Annotated in this window: 19 protein-coding genes, 4 tRNA genes and 1 other annotated feature; of the genes, 6 read left to right on the forward strand and 17 right to left on the reverse strand. The window is 27.3% G+C overall.

Features of this window, described 5'->3' with window-relative positions; genetic code table 11:
* Positions 1-13: 13 nt before the first annotated feature.
* From AC4FRL_RS05460 to ytxC, 6 genes are all read right to left on the reverse strand, one after another.
* The gene (locus AC4FRL_RS05460; RefSeq protein WP_491139199.1) at positions 14-679 is read right to left on the reverse strand and encodes a potassium channel family protein; all 666 of its coding nucleotides are present in this window, start codon (positions 677-679) and stop codon (positions 14-16) included.
* A 22-nt stretch (positions 680-701) separates the two neighbouring features.
* Positions 702-2,042, reverse strand: a complete 1,341-nt coding sequence (locus tag AC4FRL_RS05465) for a TrkH family potassium uptake protein (protein ID WP_491139200.1) — start codon at positions 2,040-2,042, stop codon at positions 702-704.
* A 211-nt stretch (positions 2,043-2,253) separates the two neighbouring features.
* Positions 2,254-2,613, reverse strand: coding sequence for a 50S ribosomal protein L20 (gene rplT, locus AC4FRL_RS05470; RefSeq protein WP_003451332.1), 360 nt, complete (start codon positions 2,611-2,613; stop codon positions 2,254-2,256).
* A 29-nt stretch (positions 2,614-2,642) separates the two neighbouring features.
* Positions 2,643-2,840: a 50S ribosomal protein L35 gene (gene rpmI / locus AC4FRL_RS05475; RefSeq protein ID WP_003451643.1), complete on the reverse strand. Its 198-nt coding sequence runs from the start codon at positions 2,838-2,840 to the stop codon at positions 2,643-2,645.
* A 21-nt stretch (positions 2,841-2,861) separates the two neighbouring features.
* Positions 2,862-3,383 carry a translation initiation factor IF-3 gene (gene infC, locus AC4FRL_RS05480; protein WP_491139201.1) on the reverse strand — a complete coding sequence of 174 codons (522 nt, stop codon included), beginning with the start codon at positions 3,381-3,383 and terminating at the stop codon, positions 2,862-2,864.
* Between the two features lie 29 nt (positions 3,384-3,412).
* Positions 3,413-3,531, reverse strand: a sequence feature (ribosomal protein L20 leader region).
* 54 nt (positions 3,532-3,585) lie between these two features.
* A complete protein-coding gene (ytxC, locus tag AC4FRL_RS05485; RefSeq protein ID WP_491139526.1) occupies positions 3,586-4,452 on the reverse strand; it encodes a putative sporulation protein YtxC in 867 nt (288 codons plus the stop codon).
* A 144-nt stretch (positions 4,453-4,596) separates the two neighbouring features.
* On the opposite strand from ytxC, the gene AC4FRL_RS05490 reads away from it, so the two are divergent.
* Positions 4,597-5,292, forward strand: a complete 696-nt coding sequence (locus AC4FRL_RS05490) for a DUF6873 family GME fold protein (protein WP_491139202.1) — start codon at positions 4,597-4,599, stop codon at positions 5,290-5,292.
* 231 nt (positions 5,293-5,523) lie between these two features.
* Positions 5,524-6,492, forward strand: a complete 969-nt coding sequence (locus AC4FRL_RS05495; protein WP_491139203.1) for an N-acetylglucosamine kinase — start codon at positions 5,524-5,526, stop codon at positions 6,490-6,492.
* A gap of 43 nt (positions 6,493-6,535) precedes the next feature.
* Here AC4FRL_RS05495 and AC4FRL_RS05500 read toward each other — a convergent pair whose 3' ends face one another.
* Positions 6,536-7,090 carry an NUDIX hydrolase gene (locus AC4FRL_RS05500; protein WP_491139204.1) on the reverse strand — a complete coding sequence of 185 codons (555 nt, stop codon included), beginning with the start codon at positions 7,088-7,090 and terminating at the stop codon, positions 6,536-6,538.
* Between the two features lie 142 nt (positions 7,091-7,232).
* Positions 7,233-7,760 carry a hypothetical protein gene (locus AC4FRL_RS05505; protein ID WP_491139205.1) on the reverse strand — a complete coding sequence of 176 codons (528 nt, stop codon included), beginning with the start codon at positions 7,758-7,760 and terminating at the stop codon, positions 7,233-7,235.
* Between the two features lie 288 nt (positions 7,761-8,048).
* Between AC4FRL_RS05505 and AC4FRL_RS05510 the strand changes: the two genes are divergently transcribed.
* The gene (locus AC4FRL_RS05510; protein ID WP_491139206.1) at positions 8,049-8,426 is read left to right on the forward strand and encodes a hypothetical protein; all 378 of its coding nucleotides are present in this window, start codon (positions 8,049-8,051) and stop codon (positions 8,424-8,426) included.
* An 81-nt stretch (positions 8,427-8,507) separates the two neighbouring features.
* On the opposite strand, the gene AC4FRL_RS05515 is transcribed toward AC4FRL_RS05510, so the two are convergent.
* From AC4FRL_RS05515 to AC4FRL_RS05545, 7 genes are all read right to left on the reverse strand, one after another.
* Positions 8,508-8,582 (reverse strand) — tRNA-Cys (locus AC4FRL_RS05515).
* A gap of 7 nt (positions 8,583-8,589) precedes the next feature.
* Positions 8,590-8,663 (reverse strand) — tRNA-Gly (locus AC4FRL_RS05520).
* Between the two features lie 3 nt (positions 8,664-8,666).
* Positions 8,667-8,741, reverse strand: a tRNA-Gly gene (locus AC4FRL_RS05525).
* 5 nt (positions 8,742-8,746) lie between these two features.
* A tRNA-Phe gene (locus tag AC4FRL_RS05530) sits at positions 8,747-8,822 on the reverse strand.
* A 68-nt stretch (positions 8,823-8,890) separates the two neighbouring features.
* The gene (gene hslO, locus AC4FRL_RS05535) at positions 8,891-9,844 is read right to left on the reverse strand and encodes an Hsp33 family molecular chaperone HslO (protein WP_491139207.1); all 954 of its coding nucleotides are present in this window, start codon (positions 9,842-9,844) and stop codon (positions 8,891-8,893) included.
* A 14-nt stretch (positions 9,845-9,858) separates the two neighbouring features.
* Positions 9,859-10,596: a class I SAM-dependent DNA methyltransferase gene (locus tag AC4FRL_RS05540; RefSeq protein WP_491139208.1), complete on the reverse strand. Its 738-nt coding sequence runs from the start codon at positions 10,594-10,596 to the stop codon at positions 9,859-9,861.
* Between the two features lie 51 nt (positions 10,597-10,647).
* Positions 10,648-10,920 (reverse strand): alpha/beta-type small acid-soluble spore protein, encoded by a 273-nt coding sequence (locus AC4FRL_RS05545; protein ID WP_491139209.1) that lies wholly within the window; start codon positions 10,918-10,920, stop codon positions 10,648-10,650.
* 204 nt (positions 10,921-11,124) lie between these two features.
* Between AC4FRL_RS05545 and AC4FRL_RS05550 the strand changes: the two genes are divergently transcribed.
* The 3 genes from AC4FRL_RS05550 (at position 11,125) to dapB (ending at position 13,834) form a co-directional block, all read left to right on the forward strand.
* Complete coding sequence (locus AC4FRL_RS05550) at positions 11,125-12,102, forward strand: aspartate-semialdehyde dehydrogenase (protein ID WP_491139210.1); 978 nt, start codon at positions 11,125-11,127, stop codon at positions 12,100-12,102.
* A gap of 23 nt (positions 12,103-12,125) precedes the next feature.
* Positions 12,126-13,001 carry a 4-hydroxy-tetrahydrodipicolinate synthase gene (dapA, locus tag AC4FRL_RS05555; RefSeq protein WP_491139211.1) on the forward strand — a complete coding sequence of 292 codons (876 nt, stop codon included), beginning with the start codon at positions 12,126-12,128 and terminating at the stop codon, positions 12,999-13,001.
* Between the two features lie 71 nt (positions 13,002-13,072).
* On the forward strand, positions 13,073-13,834 hold the full coding sequence (gene dapB, locus AC4FRL_RS05560) for a 4-hydroxy-tetrahydrodipicolinate reductase (RefSeq protein WP_491139212.1): 762 nt from the start codon (positions 13,073-13,075) through the stop codon (positions 13,832-13,834).
* Between the two features lie 157 nt (positions 13,835-13,991).
* On the opposite strand, the gene AC4FRL_RS05565 is transcribed toward dapB, so the two are convergent.
* Both AC4FRL_RS05565 and AC4FRL_RS05570 read right to left on the reverse strand, forming a co-directional pair.
* Complete coding sequence (locus AC4FRL_RS05565; protein WP_491139213.1) at positions 13,992-15,134, reverse strand: pyridoxal phosphate-dependent aminotransferase; 1,143 nt, start codon at positions 15,132-15,134, stop codon at positions 13,992-13,994.
* Complete coding sequence (locus tag AC4FRL_RS05570) at positions 15,134-15,670, reverse strand: cob(I)yrinic acid a,c-diamide adenosyltransferase (RefSeq protein ID WP_491139214.1); 537 nt, start codon at positions 15,668-15,670, stop codon at positions 15,134-15,136. Before AC4FRL_RS05570 ends, AC4FRL_RS05565 begins: the two co-directional genes overlap by 1 nt.
* Positions 15,671-15,750: the final 80 nt, after the last annotated feature.

The raw sequence follows: 15,750 nt of genomic DNA on the forward strand, positions 1-15,750 counted from the left end.
CTTTAAAAAGATATTAACGTCTAAATATCTTTCCTTCTAATTTAGTTAAATCCTCTGCAGAGCCTATAGCAACAACTATGTCATTTTGCTGTATTACATCATCTGCATCTGGTGATATATTAACTTCGTTATTTCTTTTAATAGCCATAACGTTTATTCCATATTTACTTCTTAAGCTTAATTCTTTCATAGATTTTCCGTGCCAATCTCTTGGACTTTCTATTTCAATTATAGAATAATCTGGAGATAACTCTATATAATCTAAAATGCTTGAGGAAACTAAATTATGAGCAACTCTAACTCCCATATCTTTCTCAGGTAATATTACTCTATCTGCACCTATCTTATATAAAACCTTCTCATGTAAATCACTATTACCCTTAGCAATTATATATTTTATTCCCATTTCCTTTACAAGTAAGGTTGCCATTACACTAGCTTGTATATTAGCACCTATTGTAACTACAGCTACCTCAAAATTTCTTAAGCCTATAGTTCTTAAGGCATTCTCATCTGTAGCGTCCATCTGAATAGCATGAGTTACACTATCTGATATTTCTTGAACTAAATCCTCATTTGAATCAATAGCTAATACATCATGGCCTAAGGCATATAAAGTTTTAGCAACAGAGGCTCCAAATCTTCCTAATCCTATAACAACAAATTGTTTACTTGACATAAGTTCTACACTCCTAACTTATTTATCCTATTAATATTTTATCTTCTGGGTACCTATAAGCACATGGTTTCTTTCTGTTAGCTAAAGCTAAAACAACAGTCATAGGACCAACTCTTCCTAAATACATAGTTATTATTATTATTATCTTTCCTATTGCTGAAAGATATGGAGTTAATCCAAGAGTTAAACCAACTGTAGCAAAAGCAGAGGTAACTTCATAAAGAATATATTCCAATGAAAAACCTGGTTCTGTTACTGCTAAGACCATGGTGCCTACTACAACTATACCAAATCCTATAAAAAGTACTGCAAAAGCTTTATAAACTAATTCCTTTGATATTCTCTTTTTAAATACTTCAGTATCTTCTCTTCCCCTTACTATAGATATTAAAGTTAGAATAACTATACCAAAAGTTGCTGTTTTAATTCCCCCTGCTGTTGACCCTGGGGAACCACCTATAAACATTAGCAATATAGTTAAAAACTTTCCAGCTAAAGTCATATCTGCAGTTGATACAGAATTAAATCCTGCAGTTCTAGTTGTAACTGATGCAAAGAAAGCATTAGTTACCTTATCTCCAAAACTCATGTACTTTAAGGTATTTGGATTATTATACTCAAATATAAACATAAGTATAGCTCCACCTATTAAAAGAATAGCTGTTATCATAATTACAACTTTAGAATGTAATGATAACTTTTTATACCCTTTAAAGTTATATAATTCTGACCAAACGGTAAATCCTAAACCACCAATTATTATTAGAGCTGAAATTGTTAGCATTACAGTTTTGTTGTTTGCAAAGCCAACTAAATTATCTCCAAACAAATCAAACCCCGCATTACAAAAAGCAGATATTGAGTGCCAAATACTATAATATATTCCCTTTATCATACCAAACTGTGGTATAAACTGAGTTGCTAATAATAAAGCACCTAACATCTCTACTGAAAAGGTAAAAACTAAGATGTATCTTATCATCTTAACTAAACCTTGTATTCCAAAAGTATTCATGGCTTCTTGTATAAGAAGTCTTTCTCTTAAGGTTATTTTTTTCTTAACCATTAAGGCAAACAAGGTTGTAAAGGACATAAATCCAAGACCACCTATTTGTATTAAGATTATTATTACAGTTTTTCCAAACAAATTCCAATGTTCTGCTGTATTTAAAGTTATTAATCCTGTAACACAAACAGCAGAAGTTGAAGTAAATAAACTATCTAAAAAAGGTGTAAACTCACCACTTTTAGAGGATATTGGAAGACTTAAAATTATAGTACCTAGCAAAATAACCATAGAAAATCCTAAGGCTAAAATTTGAACAGCACTAAACTTTATTTTTTTTGTCAGTTTAATATACATAATTAAACCCCCAACTAAAACTAATATTATATTTTCCTTTAATTTTATTATATCTTATTTTTAATTTATATATGTAAAGTCTATTTATTAAAAACTTATTTTATTGTAATTACAAATAAGTTTAATTTTATTCAGAAAAATCTGAATAAAATTAAACTTATAAAATATAAATAATATATAAAAAAAATGCGAGATAAACTCGCATCTGGTATTAAGCGTTTAAGTGCTTTTTAGCTAATTCAACTAAATCAGCAAATGCTTTTGGATCATTTATAGCTATTTCTGAAAGCATTTTTCTGTTTATATCAACACCAGCTAATTTCATTCCGTTCATAAATCTTGAATATGAAAGACCATTCATTCTTGTAGCTGCATTTATTCTAGCTATCCATAATCTTCTGTAGTCTCTCTTCTTTAATCTTCTTCCAACGTAAGCATTTCTTAATGCTCTTATTACTGATTCGTTAGCTGTTTTAAATAACTTGCTTTTTCCACCATAGTATCCTTTTGCAAGTTTTAAAACTTTTTTATGATTTTTACGAGCATTTACCGCTCTCTTAACTCTTGCCATTTTCTAGACCTCCTACTCCGTGTTTTATCTTATAGATATGGTAATAATTTCTTCATTGCTTTTTCTTGTGCAGTTGAAACATAACCAGTTTTTCTTAAATTTCTTTTTCTCTTAGCACTTTTCTTTGTTAAGATATGGCTAGTGAAAGCGTGAGCTCTCTTTAACTTTCCAGTTCCTGTCTTTTTGAATCTTTTTGCTGCACCTCTATGAGTTTTCATTTTTGGCATTGTAAGTATCCTCCTCTCAAGTTACGCTTTTTTAGGAGCTAAAATCATTATCATGTTTCTACCTTCTAATTTAGCAGGCTTTTCTACTGAACATACTTCCTCTAGTTGAGCTAAGAAATTATCTAATATCTTATTTCCAACATGAGAATGTTCTGCTTCTCTTCCTCTAAATCTTACAGTTATCTTGACTTTATCTCCAGCTTCTAAGAATTTTTTTGCATTCTTAGCTTTTATTTCTAAGTCATGCTTTTCAATAGTTGGGCTAACTCTTATCTCCTTAACACTGATAACCTTTTGCTTCTTTTTTGCTTCTTTTTCTTTTTTGGATTGCTCATAAATAAATTTACCGTAATCCATTATTTTGCAAACTGGTGGTTTAGCATTTGGTGAAATCATAACTAAATCTAGTTCAACCTCATCTGCCATTTTTTGTGCATCTCTTCCAGATACAACACCTAGTTGCTCTCCTGTGTTAGAAATTAATCTAACCTCTTTTTCTCTTATTTCTTGATTGATTGCAAAATTTTTACTAATCTTGTTCACCTCCGATAGAATTTAGCCAACACAAATATATAAATAAAAAAGGACGGTTTTAAGCCGTCCTCTATTACCAAAATCAAATGTAATAAAATTCATGACCCTACTAGTACTTTAACTGTAAGGTGAGAAACGGCTGTTTCTTCTTGACGTATGTTATCTTATCACTATTTCTTTTCATTGTCAACTAAATTTATTCATTTTTATTTTACTTTAAAATATCTCCATAGCTTTTATAAAACTCTACTCTTTCTTCAAAAACACTTTTTATAGTTTTTATAAATTCTCTATTTAGTGAAAACTCTTGATTATATATATTAAGTTTTTTTGGGGCATTTGTTATTAATCCACTTATTATTAAGTCTTCTATATTTATGATTCCCTCTTCTTTTATATCTTTTATATCTTTAAAAAACTCTTTAAAGATATCTAATCCATTTGAATCTTTTAATTCATAAGTTCCATCTTTTTTAACTATTATATTTATTTCTTCTATTTTACAATCTTGTATCTCAACAAAATATTTTAAAAGCTTTATAAATTCATTATATTCTTTCTCTATCATGTATTCTTCAACAATCTTATCTATTATATCCTCTATAACCTTTAATAAAGGTTTCATTCTAAAAGTCATAAAACCCTCTATATTTATATAATCATTTTCCATTAAAAACTCTTTTATATTTTCTATTATAAAATTAACTTTATTTAAACAATAAAAATCCTTATCTGAAGAAATTTTTTGTTCACCTTTTAAAATTTCTTTTATTTTTAAATCAACCTCTAAAATTTCTTCATGCTTTAAAAAGAAATAATTTTCATTCATATAATGAAGTAATTCTCTTTCTCTATAGCTATTTATTATAACATTATAAATAATATTACTTATATATAATATTATGGTATCTCTTTTTTTCTCATCAAAGTTACTATTCCCATAGTATATTTTAACGAAGTGAGTTCCATATGAAATACTTTCTGAGACACCAATTATAATTCCCTTGTTCTTTAGAACACCTTTTATTTTTTGTATGTCTTCTACTATCTTTTTTTCCTCTTTACAACACAATGTCATTAGAAGCACTACTCTCACTCCTTTCTTTACTTTTAGTATGTATTAATTTCCTTCTAATATTCAAAAATATAAATCTATTAATCGACAATTTATTTATTGCTTTAGTAAAATAAAATTATAAATTTAAATTAGGAGTTGATATTTTTGAAAACTTGTTTTGTTGATTATAGAATTTCTAAAGTTGAAGAAGATAATTTAAAAAAATTAAACCTTAATATAATTAAAGTTCCTAAACATCCTAAATTATATGAAGCTATAGAAGGCCATCCTGACATACAAATAAACATACTAAATAAAAATACAATTTTATTATCAAAAGATTCTAAGAAAGAACTTTTTGATTCAATACCTAAAAATATTAAAGTTTTAAAAAGTAATGATTATTTAGAATTTAAATATCCTAAAAATATTTCCTTAAACGGAGTTAATTTAAAGGATACTTTTATACATAATTTAAAATATACAGATAAAATACTTCTTGAAAATGTAAAGGAAAAAAATCTAATAAATATAAAACAAGGATATGCTAAATGTTCAATAGCTATAGTATCTGAAAAAGCCTTAATAACCTCTGATAAAGGAATTTATAAGGTATTAAGCTCTAAGGGATTTGATGTACTTTTAATACCTAGTGGAGATATAATTTTACCTAAATTAGACTATGGTTTCATTGGAGGAACCTGTGGATTAATTTCCAAAAACCAAATGGCTTTCTTTGGAAATTTAAATAATCATTTTTATGGAAAAGATATTGAAAATTTTCTAAAAAAATATGATGTGGAACCAATTTATCTATCATCTAGCAAGTTAATAGATAGAGGAAGTATATTAGTTCTTTAATAATATATTTTACTCTTCTTAGTAATAAAAGTTGATAACTTAGCATATAAATATTCTCTAAAAATTAAACTATCTATAGGCATTTTCATATAAGTGGATAAATTTAATTTTTAATGTATTATTCTTTACTTTAATTTTTAATAATCTATTTTAATTGATTATATAATTATTAGTATAGTAAAATTAAAATAAAGTGGTAATTACAACTATGCTTTAAAAAGGGGGAAATTTATGTTTTATTTAGGTATTGATGCCGGTGGTACAAAAACATCCTTTATGCTTATAAATGATTTAGGAGAAATTTTATCTACTTATACAAGCGGAACTTGTCACATACATCAAGTAGGCTTTGAATCTTTTAAAAAAGGAATAGAAGAAGGGATTTTAAAAGTCTGTAATGATGTTAATATAGGCAAAGATGATATTAGTTATTCTTTCTTAGGATTACCAGCTTATGGTGAAAATGAAGATGAAAAATTAAAAATGAATGAAATAATCTCTGAAATCTTAGGAAAAGATAAATTTTCTTGTGGTAATGATGTAGAAGTTGCCTTAGCAGGCTCTTTAGCCTGTGAACCTGGAATATGTATAATCTTAGGTACAGGTGCTATTGCCTCTGGAATAACAACTGATTTAAAATCTGTAAGAACTAGTGGCTGGGGTTACATCTGTGGTGATGAAGGCTCTGCTTATTGGATTGCAAAAAAAGGTATAGAAATATTTGGAAAACAATCAGACCATAGGCTAGAAAGAACAATCCTTTATGATATTTTTAAAAGGGAATTAAATTTAAAAAAAGATTTTGATTTAATATTCTTAGTAAAGGATGAATATAAACAAGATAGAACTAAGGTAGCAAGTCTTGCAATGTTAGTTTATAAAGCTGCTCTTCATGGCGATAAATTCGCAATAGATATTTATAAACAAGCTGCTAAAGAATGTCTCTTAATGGTAAATGGAATAACAAATCAATTAGAATTTACAGGTGTTTTAAATATTTCTTACTCAGGCAGTGTCTTTAATGCAAAGGAACTTATATTAAATCCTTTAGAAAAATATCTTAAAGATAATTATACAGCCTTTAATTTAATAGAACCTATTTTACCTCCAATTAAAGGAGCTGCTTTAAAGGCTTTAAAACTTCATAAAGGAGATATAAACAAAGAAATTATTAATAATCTATCAAAAAACATTATTTAATATAAATTTAGGAGATTTTAATTAATTAAAATCTCCTAAATAACTACATGAAATTTAAAACTAATGCAGTTTTTATTGATACATTATTATTTTTAACAAATTCCTTTCCTTCTTTTATAGGAACTTTAATAACTTCTATTTCTTCATCTTCTTCTAAATTTTCTGTAGAAATATCTCCATAAACCTTCATCTTAACAACAGCTATAGATTCATCTGACATTCCAACTGAAGTATAACTAGGTTTAATTAAACACTCGCTTTCACTAGCTAAAAGACCTGTTTCTTCAAAAAGTTCTCTTGTAGCTGCCTTTATTGCATCTTCTCCATTATCTATAAGTCCTGCTGGAAACTCATATATGTAATCATTTATAGCTGGTCTAAACTGTTTTACTAAAACAAACTCATCATTTTCAGTTATAGGAATTATCATAACTCCATCTGCCTTATCATGATTTTTTAAAATACAACTTAAATCATTTTTATCTCTTCTACTAGCTATAAAATATTCCTTAGATTTTCCACATTTATTCTCTAAATCTAATTTGTATAAGTTTAAAAATTTGCAATTTGTTAGTTTTTTTACATCTTTTATCTTCATACAAATTCTCCCTTCATCTTATAATCTATATTTAAATTCTTTTATTATTTAATTTTACACATAAAAAAGATAAATATAAAGTTACCCTTCACATTTATCTTAAAATTTATTTATTAAATATTTTATAAAATAATTCACAAATTTAATTTAAATCCTTTTCTTTATTTATGATTATTTTTTCTTCTTTTCTTATATTAAAAGAAACATCACCACTTGGAAAATTTATAATAAAACCTTTTTCATTTTCAGAAATATCTTCTTCCTTAAAAGAATATAAGTATTTCTTTAGTATAGCCTTAATTTTTTTATAAAGCTCTCCACTAAAAAAGTAATCATTTAAAATAAAATCCTCTCTTTTGTCTCTTTTTTCTCCTAGAAAAAAATCAAAGTATAGTATTTCCTCCTTATACTTTATATAAAAATTTCCTAAATCATTTTCTAATATAACTATATCATCGTTATAAATATACAAATTATTTTTTATAAGCTCTTTTAATCTTGTTTTCTCTAATTCTCTTCTACTTTCAAAGGAACTTATTTTTATATTTAAATAAGGAGTAACTTTCCATCCTGTATTTTTAAGAACTTTCTTTTCTTTAACTTCCTTATTGCAAAGTTTGTTTAAGTAAAAAACTATAAATAGTAAAAGAATTAAAACAGCAAAATACATATTTTACCTCCTCTTAACTTATTTATATATTATATCTACTTTCTTAATTATTAATACATATTTTACCTTATTTTTTAATACTTACATAAAATTAATACGTAAAGCTTTTTTATAATTTAAATTTCATTAAATATTAATGTAATTTTCTTGTTATATAAAACATATTATATTGTAAGTTATAAATTTAATATATTATATGCTTTTATCACTATTTTATTGATACTTCATTGCAACATTTGTAAACCTTTACTATTAATTTATAAATATATCTGTAGGGGGAATTTTATTATGGAAAAGGTTGTGAAAATTCAAAAAGAAATTACTAACGACTCAGGTTGTAAGGAAAAATTAGATCTTTTAATAGCTATTGATAATGTGAAATTAATTCAATACACTTGTCCTTCTAATGAATTTTTTTCAGTATCTCATAAAGATTTAATAGTTTATAAAGAAGAAGATACTTTAAAAATCTCAAAAAAACCTATAAATAAAGATGTAATTGCTGTTTTGACTTGGTTTCAATATAAAAATTTAAAAGTAATTAAATTATTTATAAAGAACTCCTCTGTTGCTACAGAAGAACTTTATGAAATAACCTTAAAGAATGTCTTTAAAGAACTGAACTTTCTTAACTTTGGAGAAAAGTTTATAAAATCTTTAATTTAAATTTTATTTTATAACCATAATAAAAATTTTATATCTTTATATAAAAAAACATCTATAAGAAAACTTATAGATGTTTTTTTATGGAGGCGCCACCCGGATTTGAACCGGGGAATAAAGGTTTTGCAGACCTCTGCCTTACCACTTGGCTATAGCGCCATAAATATGGAGCGGGTACCGGGAATCGAACCCGGGTATCCAGCTTGGAAGGCTGGTGTTCTACCATTGAACTACACCCGCATTTGGAGCGGAAGACGAGACTCGAACTCGCAACTTTCACCTTGGCAAGGTGACACTCTACCATTGAGTCACTCCCGCAATAATGGTGGCTCGAGCAGGAATCGAACCAGCGACACGAGGATTTTCAGTCCTCTGCTCTACCGACTGAGCTATCGAGCCTAATGTCTTGATTTCCTCAAGACATTTATTATTATATTAAGTTCTAATTAATTTGTCAACTTATTTTTTTATTTTTTATTTTTTTCTTCTTTTTCCTCTGCTTTTTCCATTTCTTCTGAAACTTCTTTTGCAATAGATTTTTCTTTTTCTTCTAATAACTTACCAATATCCTCTTTTGTAAATTTATATGATTTATTACAGAAATGACACTTTAACTCTTCTTCTTTTCCTTCATCATATAATTCTTTTAAATCTTTATAACCTATACTAAGTAAAGCTTTTTCAACTTTTTCTCTTGAACAGTCGCATTTATACTTTGGAGTTTCCTCTTGTAATATTTTTAAATCCATACCATCAAAAATAAACTCTATTACTTCTTCTATTGTTTTCCCTTCTGATAACATTGTTGTTAAAGAAGGAATCTCATCTAATCTATATGTTAATAAATCTCCTAAAAGTTCATCAGCTCCTGGTAATAATTGAATTATAAACCCACCAGCTTTTTTTATTGAATGGTCTCTATCAACTAAAACTCCTAAAGCAACTGCTGAAGGTATTTGTTCTGAAGCTGTAAAGTAATATGCTAAATCTTCAGCAATTTCTCCACTATATATAGGAACTTGTCCTACATATGGGTCTTTTAATCCTAAATCTTTAATTACTGTTAATCCACCATTTTTACCAATAGCTTCTCCAACATTTAGTTTACCATTTTCTTTATTTAGAGGTAAATCAACATGTGGATTTCCTATATAACCTTTAACACTACAGTCTGGATATGCAGTTACAGTAACACCTTTAGCCATTCCTCCACCATTTATTTGTAAAGTTACAACTTCTTTGTCTGACTTTAGCATTGCCCCCATCATAGTACCTGCTGTTAACATTCTTCCTAAAGCAGCCGCTGCTGTAGGTGTGCAATCATGTATTTTTGAAGCTTCATTAACTAATTCTGTAGTTTCTGCTGCAAAAATTCTTATCATTCCTTCTTTAGCAATAGCTCTTATTAATTTATCACTCATAATTAATCCCTCCGTTATTTTTTTACTATATAAACTATTCTTTCAGTATCTGGTGTAACATCTTCTTCTGTATACCCCTTATGCTTTTCTTCTATTTTAAAGCCTATACCTTTAAGAATATTTTCTATTTCTTTCTCTTTATAAGCTCTTTCTTCATGAACTTCTGTAAATCTTTCATATACCTCTCCATCTTTCACAAAGAAATTTAAATTCATCTCTACTATGTCATCTTCAAAAATATTTTCCCAAGCATAAAATAATTCTTCGCTATCGTATGTATAAACATTATTTCCTAATACTTCTGCAATTTTGTAGTATGAATTAATATCAAATATAAATAAACCATCCTCTTTTAAATGATTATATACCCCTCTTAAATAATTTTCTACACTTTCATCATCTAAAATATAATTAGTTGAATCTAAAACACAGGTTATTAAATCAAACTTTCTATTTAGTTCTAAATCACACATATCTTGACAAACTATCTTACCTCTAACCCTATGCTCTCTAAGTTTTTTATCAGCCTCTATAAGCATTTCTTGAGAAAGGTCTACAAAATAATTTTCTTTGAAGGATTTTCCTAAATAAACACCAACATTTCCTGTTCCACAAGCTAAGTCTAAGTACATTTCTTTATTAATATTATATTTATCACATTTTGCTAAGGCATACTTTGCTATATTTTCATAATTTACATCTTCATATATTAGCTCATCATAAACCTTTGCCATCATTTTATAACTCTTCATAATAAATTAAATCCCCCATATATTATTCTACCTAAAAATTATATACTTTTTTTATTTTTCGTCAATGTGAGGTTTTTTTCTTCCTAATATTTCATCATTACTTGGTAATTTAAGTTGCTTTTTCTTTTTTGTCATAAGACCTCCAATTCTTCCAGTCTCCTCAGCAGTCAATCCTCCCCAACCAAATTTATCAACTTTATCACTTAAACCTAACTCTCCTGCAATTTCATATTTCATCTTTTCTCTTAATTTCTCTGCTGGTGTTAACTCCTTATTAGATTTAAGCTTTCCTTTTATTATTTTTTTAAGTGGTGTTTTACTCATATTATTTTCTCCTGTCTTAAATTTATTTTTAAATTTATTATTACCCCTATAAGCTTAAATATTCATTATTTCTTTAAATATGAAAGTTAACTTAATTAAATCCTTCAAATTAATCATAAAATATACTTGATAAAGTGTTTATCATTGAACTATATTTAATATATAGAAATAGAATATATTAAGATTATATTTAGGAGGGATATTGTGTATAATGTAGCAATAGTTGGGGCCACTGGAAATGTCGGAAGAAAATTCCTTGAAATACTTGAAGAAAGAAATTTCCCCGTTAAAGAATTATATTTATTTGCATCTAAAAGATCAGAGGGAAAAGTTTTAAAATTTAAGGGGCAAGATTTCATAGTTGAAGAACTATGTGAAGATAATATAAAAAATAAAAAAATAGATTTTGCACTTTTCTCAGCTGGTGGAAATGTAAGTTTAGAATTTGCTCCTATTTTTTCAAAACATGGAGCTATTGTAATAGATAATAGTAGTGCTTGGAGAATGAATAAGGAAGTACCTTTAGTAGTTCCTGAAGTTAATCCTGAAGATGTAAAATGGCATAAAGGAATAATAGCTAATCCAAATTGTTCTACAATTCAAGCTATGGTAGCTTTAAAACCACTATATGATAAGTATGGTATAAAAAGAATAGTTTATTCAACTTACCAAGCAGTATCAGGGGCTGGAATACAAGGTATTTTAGACCTTGAAGAAGGAACTACAAAAAAATTCCCATATCCTATATTAGGAAATGTAATTCCTCATATAGATGTATTTTTAGATAATGGCTATTCAAAAGAAGAAATTAAAATGATTGAAGAAACAAAAAAAATACTTCATGACGATACCTTAAGAATAACTGCAACTACTGTTAGAGTTCCAGTTTTAAATGGCCATAGTGAAAGTATAAATGTTGAGCTTAAATCAGAATTTGAAATTAAAGATGTATTTAACTTATTTGAAAATTCAAAGGGAATTGTAGTTTATGATGACTTAAAAAACACAAAATATCCAACTCCTCTTGAACTTAGTGGTGAAGATGAAGTCTTTATTGGAAGAATAAGAAGAGATTTTAGCTTAGACAATGGCCTTAACCTATGGGTTGTGGCTGATAATATAAGAAAAGGGGCAGCTCTTAATGCAATTCAAATTGCTGAAATACTTATAGATAAAAAATAATTTATTTTAAGGAGGTAATACCTATGTTTAAAGGTTCTTGTGTTGCTTTAATAACACCTTTTACTGAAGATGGAGTTAATTATGAAGAATTAGAAAGATTATTAGAATGGCATATAAAAAATCATACAGATGCTATCTTAGTTTGCGGAACTACTGGTGAAGGTTCTACTATGACCTTAGAAGAGAAAAAGGAAGTTATAAAATTCTCTGCTAAAGTTATAAATAAAAGAGTTCCTTTAATAGCTGGAACTGGAACAAACAATACTAAAGCATCAATAGAATTAAGTAAATATGCAGAAGAAGTTGGAGCAGATATGGTTTTAATAATAACTCCATACTATAATAAAACTTCTCAAAAAGGATTATATGCTCATTTTAAAGCTATAAATGATTCAATAAATATACCTATTATGCTTTATAATGTTCCTTCAAGAACAGGAATGAATATAACTCCTTTAATGCTTGATACTCTTGCAAATCTTGAAAATATTACTGCTATAAAAGAAGCTAGTGGAGACCTTTCACAAGTTGCTAAAATGGCAGAACTATGTGGTGATAGAATTGCTATATATTCAGGTAATGATGATCAAATAGTTCCTATACTATCTTTAGGTGGTGCTGGTGTAGTTTCAGTTTTAGCAAATGTTTTACCAGAAGAAACTCATAATATATGTGAAAAATACTTCTTAGGTGAGGTTATAGAATCTCGTAATCTTCAACTTAAATATCTTTCACTAGTAAATGCTTTATTTATAGAAACAAATCCAATACCAGTTAAAACTGCTATGAACTTAATGGATTTTAACTGTGGACCATTAAGATTACCATTATGTGATATGGATGATTCTAATTTAAAAATATTAGAAGAAAGCTTAAAAGATAATGGTTTAATAAAATAATTTATTATATAATAAGCATAATCTTTTTAAGATTATGCTTATTTAAAAATAATACTTTGGAGGTATAATTTATGGTTAAAGTTATATTAAATGGTTGTTCTGGAAAAATGGGTAGTGTAATCTCAAGTTTAGCAGAAACAAAATTCCCAAACATAGAAATAGTTGCAGGTATAGATAATAATAAGGCTCAAAGGTCTTATCCAATATTCTCAAGCTTACAAGATTGTAATGTAGATTATGATGTATTATTAGATTTCTCAAGAGCTAGTGCTTTAAAAAATCTAATAGAATTTTCTAAAAAAACTAAAAAACCTCTTATATTATGTTCTACAGGTTATACTCCTGAGGATTTAGAATATATAGAAGAATCCTCAAAGGAAATTCCTATATTTAGATCTGCTAATATGAGCATAGGAATTAATTTAATAAATAATTTATTAAAAAAAGTTGCACCAATTCTTTATGAAAACTTCGACATAGAACTTGTTGAAAGACATCATAATCAAAAGGTTGATGCACCTAGTGGAACTGCTCTTTTATTAGCCCATAGCATTCAAGATTCTCTTGATGAAAAAACAAACCTAATCTATGGAAGAGAAGGAATTGCAAAAAGAGAAAAAAATGAAATATGCGTAAACACAGTTAGAGGTGGCGGAATAATAGGAGACCATGAAGTTATTTTTGCAGGTGATGGTGAAGTTATAGAAATAAATCACAAAGCTATTTCAAGAGATGTTTTTGCTATAGGAGCTTTAAAAGCTTGTGAATACATGGCTGATAAAACTGAACCTGGAAAATACTCTATGGATGATGTTTTAGAGTTAAAATTCTAATAAAAACTCTTAAAAATATCTTTTATATTTAAAGCTTGATATAAAAGACTTAAGCTATTCATAAAAATTTAAATACTTAAAAGAAAAACTTATAAATATTATTAAGAAAAATTTTTTCTTAAATTATATTTATAAGTTTTTTATTTACTTTAAAAATTTATTTTTTTAACTTTTTTATAAAACTTTCTAATTTATTTAAAGCTTTTTCAAGTTCTTCCTTACTATAGCAGTAAGAAATTCTAATATATCCTTCTCCACCCTTTCCAAAGGCATCTCCTGGCACACAGGCTACACCTTCTTCTTTAAGTAATCTATGACAAAATTCCTCTGATTTTAGCCCAAATTTACTTATATTAGGATAAATATAAAAGGCACCTCTTGGCTTTTCAACTTCTAATCCCATATTTACTAATCTTTCATAAGTAAAATTCATTCTTTCCTTAAAGGACTCTTTCATCTTATAAACATCTTCCATAGAAGATTTTAATCCTTCTAAAGCTCCCCATTGAGAGATTGATGTTGCACAGGATGAATTATACTGATGGACCTTTATAATTTCATTATACATATCCTTGCAACAAGCAATATACCCTATTCTAAGTCCTGTCATTGAAAACATCTTAGAAAATCCACTTACATATACTATTTTTTCTTTTATTTCATCACACTGTGCTATAGAATAATATTTTTCTTCAAAACATAAGGAAGAATAAATTTCATCAGTTAAAACTAAAACATCATTTTCTTTTATTATCTTTATTAATTCTTCCTTACTTTCTTTAGTAAGTAAAGCTCCCGTTGGATTACATGGATAAGATAAAACTAAAAGTTTACCTCCTTTTTTTATTCCTTCCTTTAAGCTTTCTATGTTAACTGAAAAATCCTTGTTTAAATCATAATTTAAAACTTCACAACCTAATATTTTACTTATGCTTTCATAAGCTGGATAGGCAATAGATGGAATTAAAACCTTATCTTTTGGATTTAGAATAGCTGTCATAGCAGCATATAATCCTTCACTTCCACCTACAGTTATAATTATTTCTTCCTTATTAAAATTAATATTAAAGCTATTTTTCAAAAAACTACTTATTTCTTCCCTTAATTCTACTATTCCAGCATTAGCAGTATAAGTTGTTTTATCTTCATATATAGCTTTAACCATTGCCTCTTTAACCTTTTTTGGCACCTTAAAATCTGGCTGTCCTAAAGTTAAAGATATGGCATTAGGATATTTTATAACCTCATTATAAAATTTTCTAATACCTGATATTTCTACCCCCATTACATTTTTATTCATTAAAATTCTATCCCCTCTCTAGCAGGAACACCTTTTTTATAATAATGTTTTATTTCCCTCATTTCAGTTATTAAATCAGCTCTATCCATTATTTTTTCAGGCACATTTCTACCTGTAAGTATTAATTCCATATCCTTAGGTTTATTTTCTATAAGTTCTAAAATCTCCTCTTCTCCTATGAATCCTCCTGATATAGCCGCCATAACCTCATCTAAAATTAATATATCGCATTCTCTATTTTTAACTAATTTTTTCACAAAATCAAAGCCTACTCTAACTTCTTCTTTTAGCTTAGCTAACTCTTCTTCATTTAGCTCCCAAGTAAATCCTTTAAGTTCTTCAAATCTTAAGATTTGTAAATTATCAAATCTTTTAGCTGATTCTAATTCTCCCGTTTTCCAAGATTTAAGGAATTGAACCACTCTAACTTCCATACCATCTCCAGCAGCTCTAAAAGCTAAACCCATAGCTGCTGTAGTTTTTCCTTTTCCATTTCCAGTATATACTTGAACATATCCTTCTTTAAGTTTTGCCATAAAACAATCACTCCTTTTTTATATTTTATAATATATTTTGTTTTTTTAAACACTATATTTATTAAATAATATAAATTTTA

Source organism: Clostridium sp. TJA032, assembly GCF_058310275.1.